General features: G+C 65.5%; 18 protein-coding genes. 6 read left to right on the top strand and 12 right to left on the bottom strand.

The features are described from left to right. The first annotated feature begins 38 nt into the window (after nt 1-38). Nucleotides 39-1109: an ABC transporter ATP-binding protein gene (locus ACOGJC_RS12855; RefSeq protein WP_419845394.1), complete on the top strand. Its 1071-nt coding sequence runs from the start codon at nt 39-41 to the stop codon at nt 1107-1109. Between the two features lie 33 nt (nt 1110-1142). Further along, entirely contained in the window at nt 1143-2165 is a 1023-nt protein-coding gene (locus tag ACOGJC_RS12850) for an ABC transporter ATP-binding protein (protein ID WP_419845393.1), read from the top strand. Between the two features lie 15 nt (nt 2166-2180). Here ACOGJC_RS12850 and ACOGJC_RS12845 read toward each other — a convergent pair whose 3' ends face one another. Then, nucleotides 2181-2612 carry a GNAT family N-acetyltransferase gene (locus ACOGJC_RS12845; protein ID WP_419845392.1) on the bottom strand — a complete coding sequence of 144 codons (432 nt, stop codon included), beginning with the start codon at nt 2610-2612 and terminating at the stop codon, nt 2181-2183. A gap of 58 nt (nt 2613-2670) precedes the next feature. On the opposite strand from ACOGJC_RS12845, the gene ACOGJC_RS12840 reads away from it, so the two are divergent. Further along, entirely contained in the window at nt 2671-3561 is an 891-nt protein-coding gene (locus ACOGJC_RS12840) for a PAC2 family protein (RefSeq protein ID WP_419845391.1), read from the top strand. 42 nt (nt 3562-3603) lie between these two features. Here the strand turns inward: ACOGJC_RS12840 and ACOGJC_RS12835 are convergent, their stop codons facing one another. The 6 genes from ACOGJC_RS12835 to ACOGJC_RS12810 all read right to left on the bottom strand — a co-directional run bounded on the left by ACOGJC_RS12835 (nt 3604) and on the right by ACOGJC_RS12810 (nt 10734). Then, nucleotides 3604-4299 (bottom strand): NUDIX hydrolase N-terminal domain-containing protein, encoded by a 696-nt coding sequence (locus ACOGJC_RS12835; protein ID WP_419845390.1) that lies wholly within the window; start codon nt 4297-4299, stop codon nt 3604-3606. Between the two features lie 25 nt (nt 4300-4324). Continuing rightward, nucleotides 4325-6667, bottom strand: coding sequence for a [protein-PII] uridylyltransferase (locus ACOGJC_RS12830; RefSeq protein WP_419845389.1), 2343 nt, complete (start codon nt 6665-6667; stop codon nt 4325-4327). A gap of 77 nt (nt 6668-6744) precedes the next feature. Further along, nucleotides 6745-7476 carry an ABC transporter ATP-binding protein gene (locus ACOGJC_RS12825; RefSeq protein ID WP_419845388.1) on the bottom strand — a complete coding sequence of 244 codons (732 nt, stop codon included), beginning with the start codon at nt 7474-7476 and terminating at the stop codon, nt 6745-6747. 47 nt (nt 7477-7523) lie between these two features. Then, nucleotides 7524-8417, bottom strand: coding sequence for an ABC transporter ATP-binding protein (locus ACOGJC_RS12820; RefSeq protein WP_419845387.1), 894 nt, complete (start codon nt 8415-8417; stop codon nt 7524-7526). Then, nucleotides 8407-9414, bottom strand: coding sequence for a branched-chain amino acid ABC transporter permease (locus tag ACOGJC_RS12815; RefSeq protein WP_419845386.1), 1008 nt, complete (start codon nt 9412-9414; stop codon nt 8407-8409). Before ACOGJC_RS12815 ends, ACOGJC_RS12820 begins: the two co-directional genes overlap by 11 nt. A gap of 36 nt (nt 9415-9450) precedes the next feature. Continuing rightward, nucleotides 9451-10734 (bottom strand): ABC transporter permease subunit, encoded by a 1284-nt coding sequence (locus tag ACOGJC_RS12810; RefSeq protein WP_419845385.1) that lies wholly within the window; start codon nt 10732-10734, stop codon nt 9451-9453. 109 nt (nt 10735-10843) lie between these two features. Here ACOGJC_RS12810 and larE point away from each other — a divergent pair, with 109 nt between their 5' ends. The 3 genes from larE (at nt 10844) to ACOGJC_RS12795 (ending at nt 13421) form a co-directional block, all read left to right on the top strand. Then, complete coding sequence (gene larE / locus ACOGJC_RS12805; protein ID WP_419845384.1) at nt 10844-11656, top strand: ATP-dependent sacrificial sulfur transferase LarE; 813 nt, start codon at nt 10844-10846, stop codon at nt 11654-11656. Further along, the gene (locus ACOGJC_RS12800) at nt 11653-12114 is read left to right on the top strand and encodes a hypothetical protein (protein WP_419845383.1); all 462 of its coding nucleotides are present in this window, start codon (nt 11653-11655) and stop codon (nt 12112-12114) included. Before larE ends, ACOGJC_RS12800 begins: the two co-directional genes overlap by 4 nt. A gap of 92 nt (nt 12115-12206) precedes the next feature. After that, nucleotides 12207-13421, top strand: a complete 1215-nt coding sequence (locus tag ACOGJC_RS12795) for an ammonium transporter (RefSeq protein WP_419845382.1) — start codon at nt 12207-12209, stop codon at nt 13419-13421. A 43-nt stretch (nt 13422-13464) separates the two neighbouring features. Here ACOGJC_RS12795 and ACOGJC_RS12790 read toward each other — a convergent pair whose 3' ends face one another. The 5 genes from ACOGJC_RS12790 to ACOGJC_RS12770 are packed head-to-tail and all read right to left on the bottom strand — an operon-like array spanning nt 13465 to nt 18779. Continuing rightward, entirely contained in the window at nt 13465-14676 is a 1212-nt protein-coding gene (locus tag ACOGJC_RS12790; RefSeq protein WP_419845381.1) for an ABC transporter substrate-binding protein, read from the bottom strand. Nucleotides 14677-14718: 42 nt separating this feature from the next. Next, nucleotides 14719-15417 carry a chlorite dismutase family protein gene (locus ACOGJC_RS12785; RefSeq protein WP_419845380.1) on the bottom strand — a complete coding sequence of 233 codons (699 nt, stop codon included), beginning with the start codon at nt 15415-15417 and terminating at the stop codon, nt 14719-14721. A gap of 12 nt (nt 15418-15429) precedes the next feature. Continuing rightward, nucleotides 15430-16776 (bottom strand): ABC transporter substrate-binding protein, encoded by a 1347-nt coding sequence (locus ACOGJC_RS12780; RefSeq protein WP_419848238.1) that lies wholly within the window; start codon nt 16774-16776, stop codon nt 15430-15432. A 19-nt stretch (nt 16777-16795) separates the two neighbouring features. Continuing rightward, nucleotides 16796-17095, bottom strand: a complete 300-nt coding sequence (locus ACOGJC_RS12775; protein WP_419845379.1) for a DUF1330 domain-containing protein — start codon at nt 17093-17095, stop codon at nt 16796-16798. 46 nt (nt 17096-17141) lie between these two features. Continuing rightward, nucleotides 17142-18779, bottom strand: coding sequence for a thiolase C-terminal domain-containing protein (locus tag ACOGJC_RS12770; protein ID WP_419845378.1), 1638 nt, complete (start codon nt 18777-18779; stop codon nt 17142-17144). Nucleotides 18780-18783 lie beyond the last annotated feature (4 nt).

The following is an 18783-nucleotide window of genomic DNA, read 5'->3' as shown; positions in this document are numbered from 1 at the left end:
CACATCGAGATCAGCCCATAGACAACGGGGGGAATGCCGTGGCAGCTGAGCGTCCGCTTCTGGAGGTGGAGAACCTCCGCACCTACTTCGATACGCCGCGCGGGATCCTGAAGGCCGTCGACGGGGTGAGCTTCACACTGGACAAGGGCGAGACCATCGGCATCGTGGGCGAGTCGGGTTCGGGCAAGTCGGTGCTGGTGCGATCGATCATGAATATCTTGACCAGCAACGCCATCATTCCCGATGGCTCCGAGGTGTTCTTCGACGGCAAGGACACCCGCAACCTGAGCCGCAGCGAGGCCAAGCACTTCTGGGGCACCCAGATGGCCATGATCTTCCAAGACCCGATGACCTCGTTGAATCCGGTCAAGAAGGTGGGTGTCCAAATCACCGAGTCCATTCGCTATCACCTCGGAGCATCCAAACAAGAGGCTATGGATCGGGCCCTCGAGCTCATGGTGCAGGTGGGCATCCCCGAACCCCGCAAGCGGCTCAAGGAGTACCCCCACCAGCTTTCGGGCGGGATGCGCCAGCGGGTCACCATCGCCATCGCGTTGGCCTGCAACCCCAAGCTGCTGATCGCCGATGAGCCCACCACCGCGCTGGACGTGACCGTGCAAAAGCAGATCTTGGATTTGCTGGCCTCGCTCCAAGAGGAATTGGGCATGGCCATGATCCTCATCACCCACGATCTGGGAGTGGTGGCTGGCCGGGCTCGACGCATCGGGGTGATGTACGCCGGAAAGATGGTGGAGACCGCCGATACCACCACGCTGTTCCACCACATGAACCACCCGTACACCGAGGCGCTGTTCAAGTCGATCCCCCGGGTGGAGCACCAGAGCCACACCCGTCTCGACGCCATCAGCGGCCGTCCGCCCGACATGGTGCTGGATCTAGTGGGATGCCGGTTCGCCCCTCGGTGCCGCTACGCCCAACAGCAGTGCGTCACCGATGAGCCGGAGCTGTTCGACACCGGCCAGACCGGGCACCGCCAGGCTTGCTTCTACCCGGTGGGATCGCCGGAGAACGCCGAGGCTCTGGCCGCCAACCAGGAGACCGGGATCACCGCCGCCGGTCTCGACCTGACCGCCGCCGCGGTCTCATAAGCCAGCGACCACGAATTCGGGGAGGACATTCGAATGGCAGGAACAGGCAAGGCCCACATGAGGGGCGAGGAAGCCCTGATTTCCGTCGAGGACTTGGTGATGGAGTTCCCGGCCGGACGCCGGGCCGTGGTCCACGCCGTGTCGGGCATCAGCTTCGACATCCTCGAAGGAGAGACCCTGGGCTTGGTGGGCGAGTCGGGCTGCGGCAAGTCCACGACCGGTCGGGCCATGATGCAGCTGCCCTCGCCTACGGCGGGATCGGTGCGCTTCGACGGGGTGGAGATGACCGAGCTTCCCAAAGAGGATCTCCGCCGCACCCGCACCCGGATGCAGATGATCTTCCAAGACCCGATCTCCTCGCTCAACCCCCGTCGCAAGGTGAAGGACATCGTGGCCGAGGGCCTGTCCATCTGGCACAACGACACCGGGGACCAATCCGTCCAGAAGGTAAACGAGGTGCTCGACGCGGTGGGGCTCGACCCCGAGGTGGTGTCCGACCGCCGCCCCCATCAGTTCTCCGGGGGCCAGTGCCAGCGCATCTGCATCGCCCGGGCCCTAGTGCTCGACCCCAAGGTGATCATCTGCGACGAGCCGGTGTCGGCGCTGGACGTATCGGTGCAGGCCCAAATCCTGAACCTCCTGGAGGAGATGAAGGAACGCTACGGGCTGACCCTGGTGTTCATCGCCCACGACCTGGCCGTGGTCAAGAACGTCTCTGACCGAGTAGTGGTGATGTACCTGGGCAAAGTGTGCGAGGTGGCCGGACCCGACACCCTCTATGCCCATCCCGCCCACCCCTACACCGACGTGCTATTGGCCTCTATCCCGGAGCCCGATCCCGACCATCCGGTGTCCGACCGCCAGATCGAAGGCGAGCTGCCGTCGCCCATCAACCCCCCGTCGGGCTGCCGATTCCGCACCCGGTGCGAGAAGGTGCAAGATCTGTGCTCCGAAGAGGAACCTGTGCTCCGGGAGATCGCTACCGACCACTACGTGGCCTGCCACTTCCCCAACGAGGTCCCCGTAAGCGTCAACGGCAACGGCGACAGCAGCTAGCCGCGCTCGGCGAACTTAGAGCTTGTAGCGGTAAACGTTGGTGTCGCGCACCTCGAACCCGAGGCTCAGATAGAGGCGGTTGGCCGCTTCTCTCGACGGGCGAGAGGTCAGATCCACGGTCACCGCGCCCGCGGCACGGGCTACTTCTAGCGCATGTTCATTGAGCGCCCGGCCCACGCCCTGGCCTCGGCACTGCTCATCCACCACTACGTCTTCGATGATGGCCCGCAGACCGGTGGGGATACGCACCAGCACCAGGGTGAGGCTGCCGACGATGGCACCGTCGGCTCGGGCGACCAACAGCCTGGTGGCATCAGAGGTGGCGATGGTCTCAAGAGCTTCAGCCGACGGCGGCGGGTTGGACGACGAGAGCTGGGGGGTGAGGCGCTCGAACGCCTCCACCAGCTCCGCGGTGGCCTCGGTGGCCTCAGTTATCTCAACCGCCATGGGGCGAGACTACCGGCGCGAGATGAGGTTCCTCTGAGCGGGGCGATAGGTTGGGCGGGTGACGCTGATCACCTGGGTGGATGAATCCCCCCGCAAGCGACCGGCATTGGTGGCCGCCTTCACCGGGTGGAACGACGCCGGAGATGCCGCATCAGGGGCGCTGGCTTGGCTGGCCAGCCGCTGGGACACCACCGAGGTAGCCACCCTGGATCCCGAGCCGTTCTACGATTTCGCCGACACCCGTCCCCGGCTTCACCTTGAAGACGACGGCTCCCGGTCGCTGATCTGGCCCAGCAACGACCTGATCGCGGCCACCGTGACCGGCGCCGAGACGCCCGATGGTGCCGAGACTGAGCTGGCCCTGTTGGTGGGCACCGAGCCGCAGCTCAAATGGCGGACCTTCGCCCAGCAGATCGTGGACATGGCCCAACGGCTCGACAGCCCGCTGGTGGTCACGTTGGGGGCGCTGTTGGCCGATGTCCCCCATACCCGGCCCACTCCCATCTATGGCAGCAGCGACAACCCCGAGATGGCTGCGCAGCTCGGCCTCACCCCCTCCAGCTACGAGGGCCCCACCGGGATCGTGGGGGTGCTCCACAACGCCTGCGCCAACGCCGGGTTGCACACCGCCTCTCTGTGGGCCGCAGTTCCGGGCTACGCCTCGGAAATCCCATCGCCCAAGGCCTCCCTCGCCCTGGTGAGAAGGCTGGGAACCCTGCTGGACATCTCACCGGACACCTCCGAGCTTGAGGAGATGGCCGAAGGCTACGAGCGCCACGTGTCCGAACTGGCCGAACAAGCCGACGAGACCTCCGACTACATCGCCGAACTGGAGAGCGCCTACGACCGGGAAGCCGAAGAGAACGGCGAGATAGAGGAAATGCGCTCCACCGACCCCACCGAGTTCGTCGACCAAATCGAGCAATTCCTCCGCGACCAGCGCAGCTGAGTCGCCTCACCTGCCAATCCCGGTAGTCGGCTTCTCTAGGGCCTACTCAGAGTGGCCGTCGCGCCAGGGTGGGGTGCGGGGGCGGTCGAAGAGGAACTCGATGGGCTCGCCGCGGATGGCGGCGAAGGAGTGGGACAGCCACCAGTCGCTGCCGTGGACGCCGTCGGGGAGGTTTTCGGGGCCGAAGAATCCGACGTCGCTGCACTCCAGGGGATGGGGATCGAGTTGGCCGCCCACCGCCCGGCATAAGAACACCATCGAGTACATGGGCACGGTGGTGAACCCCCGGCGCAGACCGTCGTGGATGGCGATGGGCCGGTCCACTTCGCAGACGATGCCGGTCTCCTCCAGAACTTCTTTGACCACCACCTCTGAGGGGGAGTAGCCCACGTCGGCCCAGCCGGTGGGGTACAGCCAAACCCCGGAGTCGGCCCGCTGCACCAGCAGGATCTCGCCGTCGTCGTTGCCCACCACGGCGCCTACCGCCACTTTGGGGGTGACGTAGCCGGGCACGCCGTCGCCCACCGACTTCATCCACTCGGCCACGAAATTTTCCGGCGTCCATCCCGTGCTCAGCGTGGCCGCCATGTCGGCCGCCACGTGCAACACCTCCTCGAACCGCTCCTGCTCATATTTGTTGTCGGTGAAGGCCAGCCCGGTGCGGGCAATCCCGGCCAAGGCCTCCGACCACCGCCGCAGGTCGCCCTCTCCTACTACGGCCCGGCCTTCGTCAGTCATCGCCGCTAGGTGGTCCCTATCGCCCTCATACCCGGGTAGAGGAGGTATCGATGGCGTGCTGGAGCGCCAGATTGATCTCGTTGATGTGGTCTTGATCGGTCACCTTGTTGCCCTCGCCGTCGCGCACGTAGTAGGCGTGGACCACATCCCCACCGAGGTCTTGCACCTTGGCGCTGAGAATGTCGAGTCCAAGCTGCGACAGGGCGCTGGTAACCCGGCTCAGCAGGCCGATGCGGGCCTGGGCGGCCAGCTCGATGATGGTGGCGGTGGACGAAGAATCGTTGTCCACGCTCACTTTGGGGGCGATCACCGGCCGGGGGGTGAAGTCGGGCTCAACCTCATAAGTGCTGATTCGCTCGGCCAGTCGGGCCTCAATGGCCAGGCGTCCGGCCAGGGCCTGCTCCACATAGGCCGTGACTTGGGGCCAGTCGATCTCCAACCCGAGGGTGCTCTCTACCTGGAACCGCTCCAGCGCCATCCCATACTCAGAGTGAGCCGCGGCCAAAAGCACCCGGAGTCCGCTCAGAGCCAGCGCCCCGGCCACCCGGGAGAACATGCCGTGCTGATCAGGGGCGATCACCAGCAGGGTGTCGCCCTCGCCCAGCACAAGGCGCTCCCCAGCCTCCATCATCCCCCGCTGCTCGGGGGTGGGGAACTTCGACGTGATCTCGTCGATGTCGCCGCCTTCCATTACGTGGGCGCAGCGGGCCACCAGCTCGCGCACCAGGCTGGCCTTCCACTTGCTCCACGCCGAGGGACCGGTGGCCACCGAATCGGCCTCGGTGAGCGCTCCCAGCAAACGCAGCGTCTCCACGGTGCGGGCCTGGCGAGCCACCTCGGCAATGGTGTCGGGGTCTTCCAGATCGCGCCGAGTGGCTACGTCGGGCAACAGCAGATGGTGCTCCACCATGGCCACCAGCACGTCCACATCGGTGGGCGGGTACCCCATCCGATGGGCGATGTCGGCTATCAACCCCATTCCCACCTCGGTGTGGTCGCCGGGGTAGCCCTTGCCAATGTCATGGAGCAGAGCCCCCACCACCAAAAGGTCGGGGCGGTCCACCCGGTCGACGAGTTCGGCGGCCAAGGCAGCGGCCTCGCACAGGTGCCGATCCACGGTGAACTGGTGGTAAGCGTTGCGCTGGGGACGGCTGCGATTGGGAGCCCACTCCGGCAGAATGCGGACGAACAGGTCCATTTGATCCAGCGCTTCGATCACCGGCGGGGCCGCGGTGCCGGTCAACAGCAAATCCACGAACATCTTGCGAGCCTCATCGGGCCACTGTTCGGGCATGGGGGCCATCTGCCCATGGAGACGCTCCAGGCTGGGACGGTCCATGCGCAGTCCGTGGGTGGCGGCCGCCCGGGCCAGGCGAAGCGCAGTACAGGGGTCGGCGGCATCGGCATCATCGGCCAGCACCGCCCGGCCCTCGTGGGTCATCACGTCGACATCCAGCGCCGTGTTGTTGCGACTGGTGCGCCGGCGCAGCCTTCGGCGCCATTCGGGAGGCAGCTCGGAATCCCGCAGCCAAGCCCAGATCTCGTCGCTACGCCAGGCAATCGACCGGGCCGAGCTGGCGATGGCGGCCATCAACTCATCGGCATCGGCATAGTCCAGCGCAGCAGCCACACCATCCTGCTCTTGGAGCAGAAGCTGGTCGCCGGGGCGGTCGGTGGTGCGGTGCAATTCCACTCGGGCGGCCAGGATCACCTCGTAGTCGGCCCACAGCTTGCGGCTGTCGGCCTCGTCCATCTCAAACACGGCCGCTTCCGCCCACCGCAGCGCGTGAACGTCCCGCAATCCACCCCGACCTTGTTTCAGGTCGGGCTCCAGCTTGTATGCCACCTCCCCGCTGCGCCGATGGCGCTCGGCCACCCGCTGAGCCAGCAGGGGAAGCCACCGCCGGGCGCTGCGCAACCACTGGGCCGCGTTGTCGGCCGTCAGGTCGGCGGTCAGCTCGGCATCACCGGCAATGTGGCGAGCGTCCAGCAGCGAGGTGGCCGTGTCCAGATCACTCTTGGCCAACTCCCGGGTCTCTCTGGGCGTCCGCACCGAATGGCCGAGCTTCAACCCCTCGTCCCAGATCGGATACCACAGCCGGGTGGCGATGTCGCCGATGTCGGGACGGTCCCGATGCAACAGCAGAAGGTCGATATCGCTATAGGGACATAGCTCGGCCCGGCCGTACCCGCCGACCGCCACCAGCGCGATCCCCTCGGCATCGGTCACCTCGGCAGAGAAGATGCCCTGGAGCCACTCGTCAGTTCGCCGGGCTAGCGCGCGGCACAGAACCGTGCCCACCATGGCGCGATCAGCCAATAGCTCATCGCGGCGCAGTGCGCTCGTTCTCGCCTCGCCTAGGGCCACTACCCGCCGAGGCTAGTGTTCCGCCGCTGAATGAGACGAACGCCTTGAATGGAATTCCGAAGACAAGGCCCCAGCCATCACGACCCCATCAGCGTGCCCAGGTAGAGGCTGACCACCTTGGAGTCGTCGAGAAGCTCTCGACCGGTGCCGGTGTAGGCGTTGGTCCCCTGATCGAGCACATAGCCCCGATCGCAGATCTCCAGACAGCGCCGGGCATTCTGCTCCACCATGATCAGCGACACCCCGTGTTGAGCGATGCGGGTGACCTGTTCGAACACCTGGTCTTGATACGCGGGGGAAAGTCCGGCCGAGGGCTCGTCCAATAGCACCACTTGGGGGTCCATCATCAGCGCTCTCCCGATGGCAACCATCTGGCGCTGCCCTCCCGACAGCCCGTCGGCCCTCTGATCCCGGCGTTCGGCCAACAGGGGGAACAGCTCGGCCACCGCCTCGAAACGCGGTTCAAACTGGCTGGGTTCTTGAAACGCCCCCATCTCGAGGTTTTCCTTGATGGTCAACCGGGGGAACACGTTGTCGGTTTGGGGCACAAAGCCGATGCCCCGGGACACCAGCTCATGGGGACGCAGTCCGGTGATGTCCTCGTTGGCCATGCTCACTGAACCCGAGCGGATGTCCACCAGCCCGAACACCGCTTTCAGCAGAGTGGACTTGCCCGCCCCGTTGGGGCCGATGATCCCGATGACCTCACCGGGATGCAAATCCAACGAACAGCCGTTCAAGATGTCGACTCCGGGCAGGTATCCGGCCACGATGTCGTCAACCTGGATCAGGGGGCCTAACTCGTTCATGCCTCAGCCCCGCTCACGATTCCGCCTCGCTCACGATTCTGGCTCGCTCATGATTCTGCCCCCGCTCGGCGTCGGCCCAGATAGGCATCGATTACCTCTTCATCATGGATGACCTTCCACGGTGGTCCCTCGGCGATGATCCGGCCCTGGGCCAGCACCACCACCCAGTCGCTGATGCCGGTCACCACGTCCATGGCGTGCTCGATGAACACCACCGTGAGACCCTCGAAGGCCAGCTGGGTGATGTGGTGCATCAGTGACTGGGCCAGGGCGGGGTTCACACCGGCCATGGGCTCGTCGAGCATGATCATCACCGGGTCGGCCATCAATGCCCGAGCCACCTCCAAGAGCTTGCGCTGACCCCCCGACAAGGTGCCGGCCAATTCGTCGCGCATGTGGGCCAGGTTGAACCGATCCAGCAACTCCTCCGCCTTCTCGATGTTGGCCTCTTCCTGCTCTTGCCACCGCGACCGGAACGGGGCGGCCGACAATCGCTCCCCTACTTGGCTGGGAGCGCCCAGAAGCACGTTGTCGAGCACGGTCAGCTTGGCCAGCGACTTGGTGAGCTGGAAGGTGCGGATCATGCCTTTGCGAGCCAGCTGGTCGGGCGACGGCGAGGACACCGGCTGTCCGTCGAACGACCAGTGCCCGGTATCGGCCTGGTCGAATCCGGTGAGGAGATTGAACAGGGTTGTCTTGCCCGCGCCGTTGGGGCCGATGATGGCGGTGACCACCCCTCGCTCTACTTCCAAGTGGTCGACGTCTACCGCTCGCAACCCACCGAAGCTCCTGGTCAGATCATCCACCACCAAGATCGGGTGAGGTTTGGACACCCCGGCCACCGGGGGCACGGTCAGGATTGGCTCGATCTCGGTCCCGGCAGGCCCTGAATCGGTCCCAGAGCGCGCCTCACCCGGCTTCGGCGTCAGTTCATCGGGCATCCAACTGCATTTCTGTGCGATTGCCGGTTATCCCCTGTGGGCGGAACAGCATGAGCAGAATCAGGGTCAAGCCAACCATGGCCACGCTGATGACCCCCTCGGCCCCGTTCAAGAAGTCGGCCACTGCGTCCGGCAGCCACGCCTCGGCGGTCAGCTGACGCAAGAACGACTCAATCCACTCCCGCAGGAACCAGAACAAGATGGCGCCGATTACCGGTCCCACATAGGTGGCGGCCCCGCCTAGCAACAGCGCGGTGTAGGCGAAGAAAGTGACTTGAGGGCGGAATCCGTTGGGGTCGGCGCCCGAGGTCTTGATGGCGTCGATAACCCCGCCCATGCCGCCGATCACCCCGCCGATCACTAGGGCCTGCATCTTGTAGGAGAACACGTTCTTGCCCAGGCTGCGGGCCGCGTCCTCGTCTTCCCGGATCGACTTCAGCACCCGTCCCCACGGACTGCGCACGATCAGGAACACCACCAGGCTGACCAGCGCCACTAGCACCCAGCCCACTGTGATCACCCACATCTGCTGGCCGGTGAACTCAAAGGTGCCGACGCCGTAGCGGTCGCGAGGACCGTCGGGATAGGGATTCAGGTCGAAGAACGCTCCGGCGTCAAAACTCACGCTGAGCGGTCCCCCGGTGAGGCCGATGGCGTCGGTGGAGCCGATGAGGATTCGGATGATCTCCGCAGCAGCAATGGTGACGATGGCGAACATCACCGCATGCAGGCGCAGGGTGGGAAAGCCGAGGGCCACCGCCAAAGCCGCCGACAGAACCAGGCCCACCAAAACGCCCACCCACAGCGACCACCCGAAGGTGGCCACCGACACGCTGGTGCCATAGGCCCCCAGCAGCAAGAACCCGACTTGGCCGAAGTTCAACAGGCCGGTGAAGCCGAAATGCACGTTCAGGCCGATGGCAGCCAGGGCCAGGATCACCGCCTCGGGCCCGAAGGCGGCTCGGGCCGCGTTGCCAAAGATGATGTCGAAGTCCATTCAGCGCGCCCGTCTCATGGAATACCCGAAGTCCACCTAACCCACCCGAGCCTTGATCCCGAACAGGCCTTGGGGCCGAAGCAGCAGCACACCGATGAGCGCGGCCAACGGCACCACGAACTTCAACTCGGGCGAGATCCACAGCGTGCTCACCTCGGTGGACATGCCGATGATCAGCGACCCGGCCAGCGCGCCGAAGGCGGTGCCCAGCCCGCCGAGCTCCACCCCGGCGAAGATCAACAACAAGAGCTGGAAGCCCAGAAACGGATCGATGTCGGAGTCGAGGCCCTGGAACACCCCGCCGAGTCCGGCCAAAGCGGCCCCCATGGCCCAAACCATCAGCACAACCCGGTTCACGTTGATGCCCGATACCTCGGCCAGGCTGGCGTTGTCCGACACCGCCCGGGTGGCCTTGCCGAACCGGGTCCACTGGAGCATCAGCCCCACGGCCAGCAAGATGGCGATGATGACCGCCACGGTCACCAGCTCCCGAGGGGTTACCGCCCATGGTCCGAACTCCCATCGCTCCTGCACCTGGAAGTCGGTGTAGGGAAGCGGCTCAGCGCCAAAGAACAGCTGGATCACCTGGCGCCCGAGAAGCGACAGACCGATGGTGACCACCACAAGCTGGAAGATGCCCAGCCGTCGGTGCCGCAGCGGGCGGAACAACCCCGATTCCAACCCCGCCCCCAGCATTCCGCACACGATCATGGTGACGAGGGCGGCCACGATCAGGTTCAGCTCACCCCAGGAGCTGTTGAAATACCAGGCGATGACCGCGCCGAAGGTCACCAGCTCACCGTGGGCGAAGTTGACCAGCCCGGTAGTTCCATAGATGAGCGACAAACCAATGGCGCTCATGGCGATGATCAGGCCGAATTTCAGGCCGTTGAACACCGTTTGCGCCGCCCGCTCCCCGAACGGAGTGCCCTTCGGGGCCTCGCCCACCGCGAATACCACTGCTCGGGACGCCCCTTGGGCCACGGTCACCTCAGTGGTCGCGTCGTAGCCCTCTCGCAGCCCCATCCCCTCAGGAAGCGTGCTCTCGTCAAGGGTGACCGTGTAGGTGCCTGCGCCCGGCACGACCACTGACCATTGGCCTTCTGCATTGGTGACTGCCTGGCCGACGCTCCTGTCGGATTGATCGGCCACCGCAATGCTGACTCCGGCGAAGTACTGATCGAAGCCCAGCCGAAGGGTGCCCTCCAGCACAGTCGGCTGGGAGCTGTCGGCCTCGCCTTCAGACTGGGCCGTAGCGGGGATGACCCAGGCCAGCATCACACAGAGCACCAGACCAGCGAGCGCGAGACATCTCCGCATCTGCTTTCACGCTACTGCCTGGTACAAGGTGCCCTGGGGAGCGATCGGCAAACGACGAATATTCTGTTCCCCGTTTCATGAGCGGCCGATAAACGGCCACAATGGGGGCGTGGGCGACTGGGAGCGGCTTCGCAACGACCTGGCTGAGTTCGGCAACCTGATGGTGGCCTTCAGCGGCGGTGTCGACTCCTCATTCTTGGCCTGGGTGGCCCACGATGTGCTGGGCGACAAGGCCCATGCGGTCACCGCAGTATCGCCGTCATTGGCTGAAGCAGAGCGCGAGGACTGCGCTTCGCTGGCCGCCGAGTGGGGTCTGCGATGGAGCGAGGTGCATACCTCCGAGATGGAGCAGACCGCCTATGTGGCCAACAACGGCGACCGATGCTATTGGTGCAAAGACGCGCTGATGGAGGCGATGGCCCCACTGGCCGAGGCCACCTCATCCACGGTGGCACTGGGAGTGAACACCGACGATCTGGTCGACCACCGTCCCGGGCAGCGGGCGGCGACGGAGCGGGGCGCGGTCTTTCCCTTGGTAGACGCCGGATTCTCCAAGGCCGACGTGCGGCAGTGGTCAAAGCGGTTGGGACTGCGCACCTGGGATAAGCCCGCAGCTCCCTGCTTGGCCTCCAGGATCCCCTACGGCACACCGGTGACGCTGGGGGCACTGGCCTCAGTGGGCGATGCCGAGGCCGCCCTGCGGAAATTGGGCTTCGCCGAGCTGCGGGTGCGCCATTACGGAGAGGTGGCCCGCATTGAAGTGCCCGATGAGCACCTGGCCGATGTGGTGGCCCAGAGGACCGCGGTGGTCGAGGCGGTGCGCCGGGCCGGTTACCGGTACGCCACGCTGGATTTGGAAGGCCTCCGCTCGGGCAACCTGAACTCCGCTCTGGGTCTCGGCCCGACGGCTCCACTCCCTTGAACAACGCCGAGCTGCGGGCCGCAGAGCAGCAGCTCGTCGAATGCGCCCGGGTGCTGTCGGAGGGCGTTGAACAAGCCCTGCCCGAATGGGTGTTGTCGGCAGTGGAGAGCCGGGTTATGGAGATGAGCCCGATGATCCGAGAAGCGGCCGAGGCCGCCGGATCGGCCGCAGCGGCAGATATCGGAGGCCAGGTGGCCCGGCTGTTGGCCGCCGATATAGACGACCAGCGGGAGAACCCCCTAGCCCTCCTGCGCCAGGCGGTGCACTATCCCACCGAGGTGCTCCGGGCAGTCGGCGTAGCCCCGGTGGAGCGGGACGACTTCTCCATCGACCGATTCCCCGACGACATCTACGACCTGACCCCGGCGTCATTCGGCGACATCCACCCCGACTTGCAAACCCCTGGTCTGACGTGGGGGGCGGCTAAGGCATTTGTCCACCGTCGACGCCACGGTTGATGGGGTTCAGGACAGTTCGGAGCCGGACACGCCAAACCTGACATACTGGCGGTGCCAACAGGCGGAATAGTCGTCAACTATCGGAGGGTGTGATGGAACTCGGTATCGGTGACGCGGGCAGTACTGCATGGGTACTTGTTTCCGCTGCTCTGGTGATGTTCATGGTGCCGGGCTTGGCCTTGTTCTACGGGGGCATGGTCGGCGCGAAGAACGTGCTCAACATGATGAACATGAACCTCTACTGCCTGGGCATCGTTCCCCTGCTGTGGGCATTGTTCGGCTTCGGGTTCGCTTCGGGCGATTGGAGCTTCCCGCTCTTTGGAGACTTCGACACCATTTTTTTGAATGGCGTTGATGACTTTGGGAGCAAGCGGGAATTCGTGTTCGGCATGACCTTCGCGGTCATCACCCCTGCGCTCATCTCCGGGGCGGTGGCCGGGCGAATGAAGTTCTCCGCCTGGGCCATCTTCGTGCCCGTCTGGTCGTTCGTGGTGTACTCGCCGGTGGTCTATTGGATCTACGGCGGGGAAGGTTGGATCGCCAAGCTTCCGGCCCACGACTTCGCCGGTGGTACCGCCATCCACATCAACGCCGGCGCCGCCGCCCTGGCCGTCGTGCTGTTGCTCGGCCCCCGCAAGGGTTGGCCCCGCGATGTGGACTTCCCCCACAACCTGCCGCTTGTGCTTCTGGGTGCCGGCATCCTGTGGTTCGGCTGGTTCGGCTTCAACGCCGGATCGGCTTTATCCGCCGGTGCCGGTGCCTCGCACGCATTCTTGACCACCTTCCTGGCGGCGGCGGCGGGGCTGTGCTCGTGGATGCTGGCCGAGACCATCAAAGATGGCAAGCCCACCGCCTTGGGCATGGCCTCGGGCATCGTGGCCGCGCTGGTGGCCATCACTCCGGCGGCTGGCTTCGTGGGGGCGCTGGCCTCCATCGTGATCGGCGCCGCGGCCGGCGTGCTGTGCTTCCTGGCCATCGGACTCAAGCTGCGCTATCAGTACGACGACAGCCTCGACGTGGTGGGCATCCACATGTTTGGCGGGATCATCGGCGGGGTGTTGATCGGGTTCTTCGCCGACTCCGGCGTCTACGAAGGAGCCGACTTTATCGACGGCGTCTTCTTCGGCGGAGGCGAGCTGCTGGCCAACCAGATCATCTCCATTCTGGCGGTGATGGCCTACAGCTTCGCGGCCACCTTCATCATCACCTGGGTGCTCCACCGCACCATGGGAATCCGGGCCTCAGCCGATGACGAGAGCGTCGGCCTCGACCAGTCACTCCACGCCGAGACGGCCTACAACAACTAGCGACCTGCTCTAGGGCTGAGTCCGGGCGATCAGTGGTTCGGGCTCAGCCCAGTTCGGCCAAGTCGACGTCCTGGCTACCGGTCACGGTCAGCACGCCGTCGATGAACTCGGCGATGAGGTAGCGGCCAAATGTGGGATCGCCCACGTCGTCGAGTTCCAGCGGCCCGGAGACGCCGTCGTAGTCGATGTCGGCGCCCTCGGCTATCAATCCAGCGCATTCCGCGAAGGAGAAGCACTTCTGGCCACCGCGGGTCACCGCCTGAATCTGGTCGATGATGGCAGGACCGGCAGTGGAACCGGCGGCCAGCGCAGCCAAGGCCAACACCACCACGCAATCGTACGATTGGCCCCCGTAGGCCACGTCTCCGCCGGTCCGTTCAACCAGGCGCTCGCTGAACTCATCACCGCCTCCCGCCGTCACCGCCACAAAGCCGTCGAGCACGTTGGGGTTGGACGGATCCACCGTTTCAGCCAAGTTCCGGTCGTAGATGCCGTCGCTGCCGTACATGGCGTCGGGCGGGATGCCGACTTCAAGCATTCCCCGGATAATTTGAGCGCCCTCGGCAAACGTGACCAGTACCACTGCGTCAGCTCCCATGCTCTCGATGGCCGCAACCGTGGCGTCGTAGCTGGTGGCGTCCTCGTCATAGGCAATGATCTGGGCGCCCACTCCAAGCTTGGCGAAGCTGTCCACCAGCAGGCTGGAGAGGGCGTTGCCCCAATCGTCGGCTCGGGCCGGAATGGCCACATTGGTGGCACCGTCGGCCGCCACGATGCTGGCCAAGATCGGCGACACCGCCTCATCAGGCGGCACCGTCCGGACGTAGAAGGCGGCGTTTTCCTGGGTGGAGAACGATGGCGAGGTGTTGGACGGGGAGCATTGGGGGATCTGGGCGTCGTAGAGGGTCTGGATGAACGACTGCGACACCCCTGACGCCGCCGCTCCCACGATGACGTGAGCCCCCTCGCCCAGCAGCCGGTTGACCGCCTCGGGGGCGACGTCGGGGTCGGTGGCGGTGTCGCCGGTCAAGAGCCGCACATTCCCGTTCGCCGCGGCAATGTCTTCCATGGCCAAGCCGATACCCTCGACCATCGGCGAGACCAGAAACGCCAACGCACCTGTCTCGGGCATCACCGAGCCGATCACCAGCTCGTTTTCGGGGTGAGCGGTATCCCCGCCATCGTCGTCGTTGCCGCACCCCGCGGCGATTAGCGCCACCAAGACAACAGCCCATAACCAGCGAGTTCTCTTCATGTCCACGAGCCTTTCACGCCTACATGATTACTGCAGCTACTACTATGCCAGCCGATCGAGCACCGCCTCGATCGAGGCCACCATGCCGACATAGAAGGGGCCGAATTCGGCGTAGCGGGCCGACGCCACGTCGTAGCGCATGGTGTACACCACCTCTTTGAGGTCGTCAGGGTGCTCACAGAACAGGGTGACACCCCACTCGTAGTCGTCGATACCGGTGGAGCCGGTGATGAGCTGCAACACCCGGCCAGCGAATGTGCGGCCGGTGGCCCCATGCTCGTACATGAGCTCCCGGCGGCGCTCGAAGGGCAGTTCGTACCAGTTCTGATCGGGGTTGCGGCGCTTGGACATGGGGTAGAAGCACCACGCCGGCTTGCCCTCGGGGGGGAGCTGGGGGTACAGCCGGGCCTGCTTGGTCTCCTCGGGCAGCCCTGCGGCGTACTCCGACAGCTCGGTGAGCGACACATAGGAATCCACGGCGCTCAGCCCACCCTGGCACAACTTGGTCTGGAAATCCCGCAACCGCCACAAATCGGCATGGAGAGCCATGAACGCGATGTCGGCCTTGTGGCCGAGCACGGCCACCGTCACCACTTGGACGCCCTGGGACTCAGCATCTTTGACCGCAGCGGTGATGGCTTCGGGCTCCGCCGTCGAGCCGAGCTTGCCAAACAGGTGGAGAACGCCGATCCCGATCGACGGCTCCACCGGCCCGGCGGCGTTGCGTTCCAGGTCGCTCATCACCGATGAATCCTACGCCCCGAGGACGACATCCTCGATCTTGACCACCTCCAGGTTGCCGCCGCGCACCTTGGCGACGGCGTAGCGGCCAACCGTGGTATCGCCCACATCATCGAGCTCCACCGGACCGGAGGCCCCGTCGTAGTCGATGTCCACTCCGTCGGCCAGCAGCGCGGCGCATTCTCTGAACGACGTGCACTTTTGGCCCCCGCGGGTGATATCGGGAACCACGGCGATCAGCTCGGGGCCGTTATGGGTGCCCGCGGCCAGCGTGGCCAGGGCCAGAATCGTCACACAGTCGTAGGCCTGCCCGCCGAAGATGATATTCCCGCCAACGGTCTCCGACAGCCTCTCGTTGAACTCATCCCCTCCCGATGCGCCATACACGGTGAGCCCGTCCAAGTCGGCCGGATTGCCAGGGCTTACCCGAGAGGGCAGTTCGAGGTCGAACATACCTGCCCCGGCGTGAATGGCACTGGGCGGCACATTGTTCTCCAACAAGCTGCGGAGGATCTGAGCCCCCTCGGCAAAGGCAAGCACCGCAACAGTGTCAGCCCCCATCGTCTGCACCGACTGCGCGACGTCCTCAAAGCTGGGGGCATCCTGGGAAAACGGCACGATCTCGGCTGCGATGCCCAGTTCTTGCAAGCTCGCCTCCAGCAGAACCGACAGCGACCTCCCCCAGTCGTCGGACCGGGCCAAGATGGCCACGTGAGTCCCCCCGCCCCGGGCGATGTTGTCGGCCATGACCGGGGCATCGGCCCTGGCCGTGACCACCGTGCGGAAGTAGTACTCAGCGTTGTCCTGCGTGCTGAACGACGGGGATGTGTTGGAAGCCGCGCACTGGACGATCTGGGTTTCATACAGGGTCTGGATGATCGACTGCGACACTCCGGACGCGGCCGCTCCCACGATGACCTGGGCGCCCTCCCCCAACAGCCGGTTCACCGTCTCCACGGCAATGTCGGGGTCGGTGCCCGAATCGCCTTGCAAGAGCCTTATCCGGCCTCCGGCGGCAATGATGTCCTCCACCGCCAGCTTCACACCGGAAATCTCCGGCGGATGCAGATAGCTGAGTGCACCGGTCTCCGGCAACACCGTGCCGATCACCAGCTCAGGAGCATTGGCTAAGAAATCCGTCGCCGCGTCGGGCTGGGCCACCTCTGTCGGCTCAGCCGGGACGCTCTCATCGCTCGAGCTGTCGGCCAAGGAATCCGTCGCCGCGTCGGGCTGGGCCACCTCTGTCGGCTCAGCCGGGACGCTCTCGCCGGTCGAGCGGTCAGAGCTGCCGCCACAGCCAACAGCCAAAAGCGCGCCGACAAGAACGAGGGCGACCCACCCGTAGCCCCGATGTCGCATCACCTTCACCGGTGCATGGTCAGTCGCCGAAGCCGTTCACCAGCACGGCGAAATGGCGGCTGGTGGCGTCGTGGCGCTTGCCCACCACTGCGGTGTAGGCGTCGGATTCCCACACCTCGCGGGCCTTCTCTTTGGAGTCGAACTTGAGCACCACGGTCTGATGACCAGCGGAGTCTCCTTCGATGACTTCCGACTCAGTGTCGAAGGCAACCAGTTCGGCACCGTCACCGATGCCCAGAGCGCCCGCGGCGCCCTGCATGTACTCCCCGTACAGCTCGGGGTTGTCGACCTGGTAATTGACGATGATGTATGCAGCCATGGCCCACTTCTAGCAGACCGGATCAGCCTCGGACGAAGAGGCCAGGTCATCCCCGCACAAAAAGAAACGTCCCGCCGGGATGGCCGCCGCCGGTGCTGACCACCGCCAACTCGGCGTCGTCCACTTGCCGCCCGCCGCCGTGGCCCCGGAGCTGGGTCACCGCCTCATGCAGGAATCCATAGCCGTGGAGCCGCCCGGCCGAGAGCTGGCCTCCGTGGGGGTTGAGCGGGATCTCTCCGTCGCGGGCGATACGAGTGCCCCCCTCCACGAACGCAGCCCCCTCTCCTTTGCCGCAGAACCCCAGTCCTTCCAACCATGAAAGGGCATTGAAGCTGAACCCGTCGTAGAGCAGGGCCACATCCACGTCGGCCGGTTTCAAGTCGGTGCGGCTCCACAGATGGGCAGAGGGGCCGTCCACCATGGGCTCGTGCAGCAGCGTCCCCTGGTCCCACGACATCCGCTCCGCCATCTGGGTGCCCACTGCCTCCACCAGCACCGGGCGATGGGGGCCGTCGTAGGCACGATCCAGTGCCGACACCACCAGAGCGGTGGAACCGTCGCAGGGCACGTCGCAGTCGAACAGGCCGAACGGGGTGGTGACCATGCGGGCGTCCAAGTAGTCGTCGATGGTCATGGGCTCTTGGTAGATGGCCACCGGGTTGTGGGCCGCGCCGGCTCGCTCGGTCACCGGGATCCACCCCAGCTGCTCCCGGGTGGCGCCATAGCGGTGGAAATAGTGGCTGGCCATGAGGGCGATCCAGTTGCCCGCCGACATGGCCCCATAGGGCAGCCGCCACTCCATCTCCCCTGAGATGCGGGCTCCGCCGCCCACCCCGGTGTTCTGGCGATTGCCCCAGGCGATCGATGTGGTCTCCCAAACGGTGCGAAAGCACAGCACATGACGGCACAGCCCGGAGGCCACCGCCAGCATGGCGTTGACCACCGCGCCGCTCTGGCCGGGGGTTTCCATGGTGCCGCAGAACCAGGTGGGAGCGATGCCCAGGGCGTCGGCCACCGGGTAGATGCCCCCCTCGGAGTGGCCGCCGTCCTTGGCGCCGCCGCCCGGATAGGTGGATAGGCCGTCGATGTCGTCCATGGTGAGCCCGGCGTCGGCCACCGCGGCCCGGCAGGCGTCCACCGCCAGACCCATGGGGTCGCGGCCCAGTCGCCGGCCTACCTGCGACAACCCGATCCCGGTGATGGCCACCTTTGACTCGAACTTGTCGGAAACAGGCATGGCCCGCACCGGCGCCGGGGCGGGCTCGGCGTACTCGTCCGCCTCAATCACCGGCTCGCCGGTGGGGGCGAACACCGGCAGCCACACGTCCTTGTGGTGCTCGAAGCGCACCGACACCGGCAGGCCGATAACCACCTCGTCGGGCTCGGCGTCCACGATGAGGGTGGTGAGGCGCACCAGGGGGTCCTCCTCGATGGCCACCAGCCCGATCACATAGGGAACCTCCATGTCGGGCAGCCACGGCTGATAGTTGACGGTCACCCCCACCACCGTGGCCCGCCCCGACACCTCCCTGATCTTGGGTGCCTCCTCGCAACCCGGGCATACCGCTCTGGGGGGATGGAGGTAGCGGTCGGCGGCCTCGCAGTACTGGAAGCGCAGCACGCCGTCGGCCCCCGCCGTCCAGAAGAACTCGTTCTCGGGGGTGAGCTTGGGCAGGGGGCGCATGCCC

This window comes from Candidatus Poriferisocius sp., from assembly GCF_965204015.1.
GTDB lineage: Bacteria > Actinomycetota > Acidimicrobiia > Acidimicrobiales > Bin134 > Poriferisocius.
Note: the sequence above shows the minus strand (reverse complement) of the source record. Positions and strands in the feature narration are given on the sequence as shown.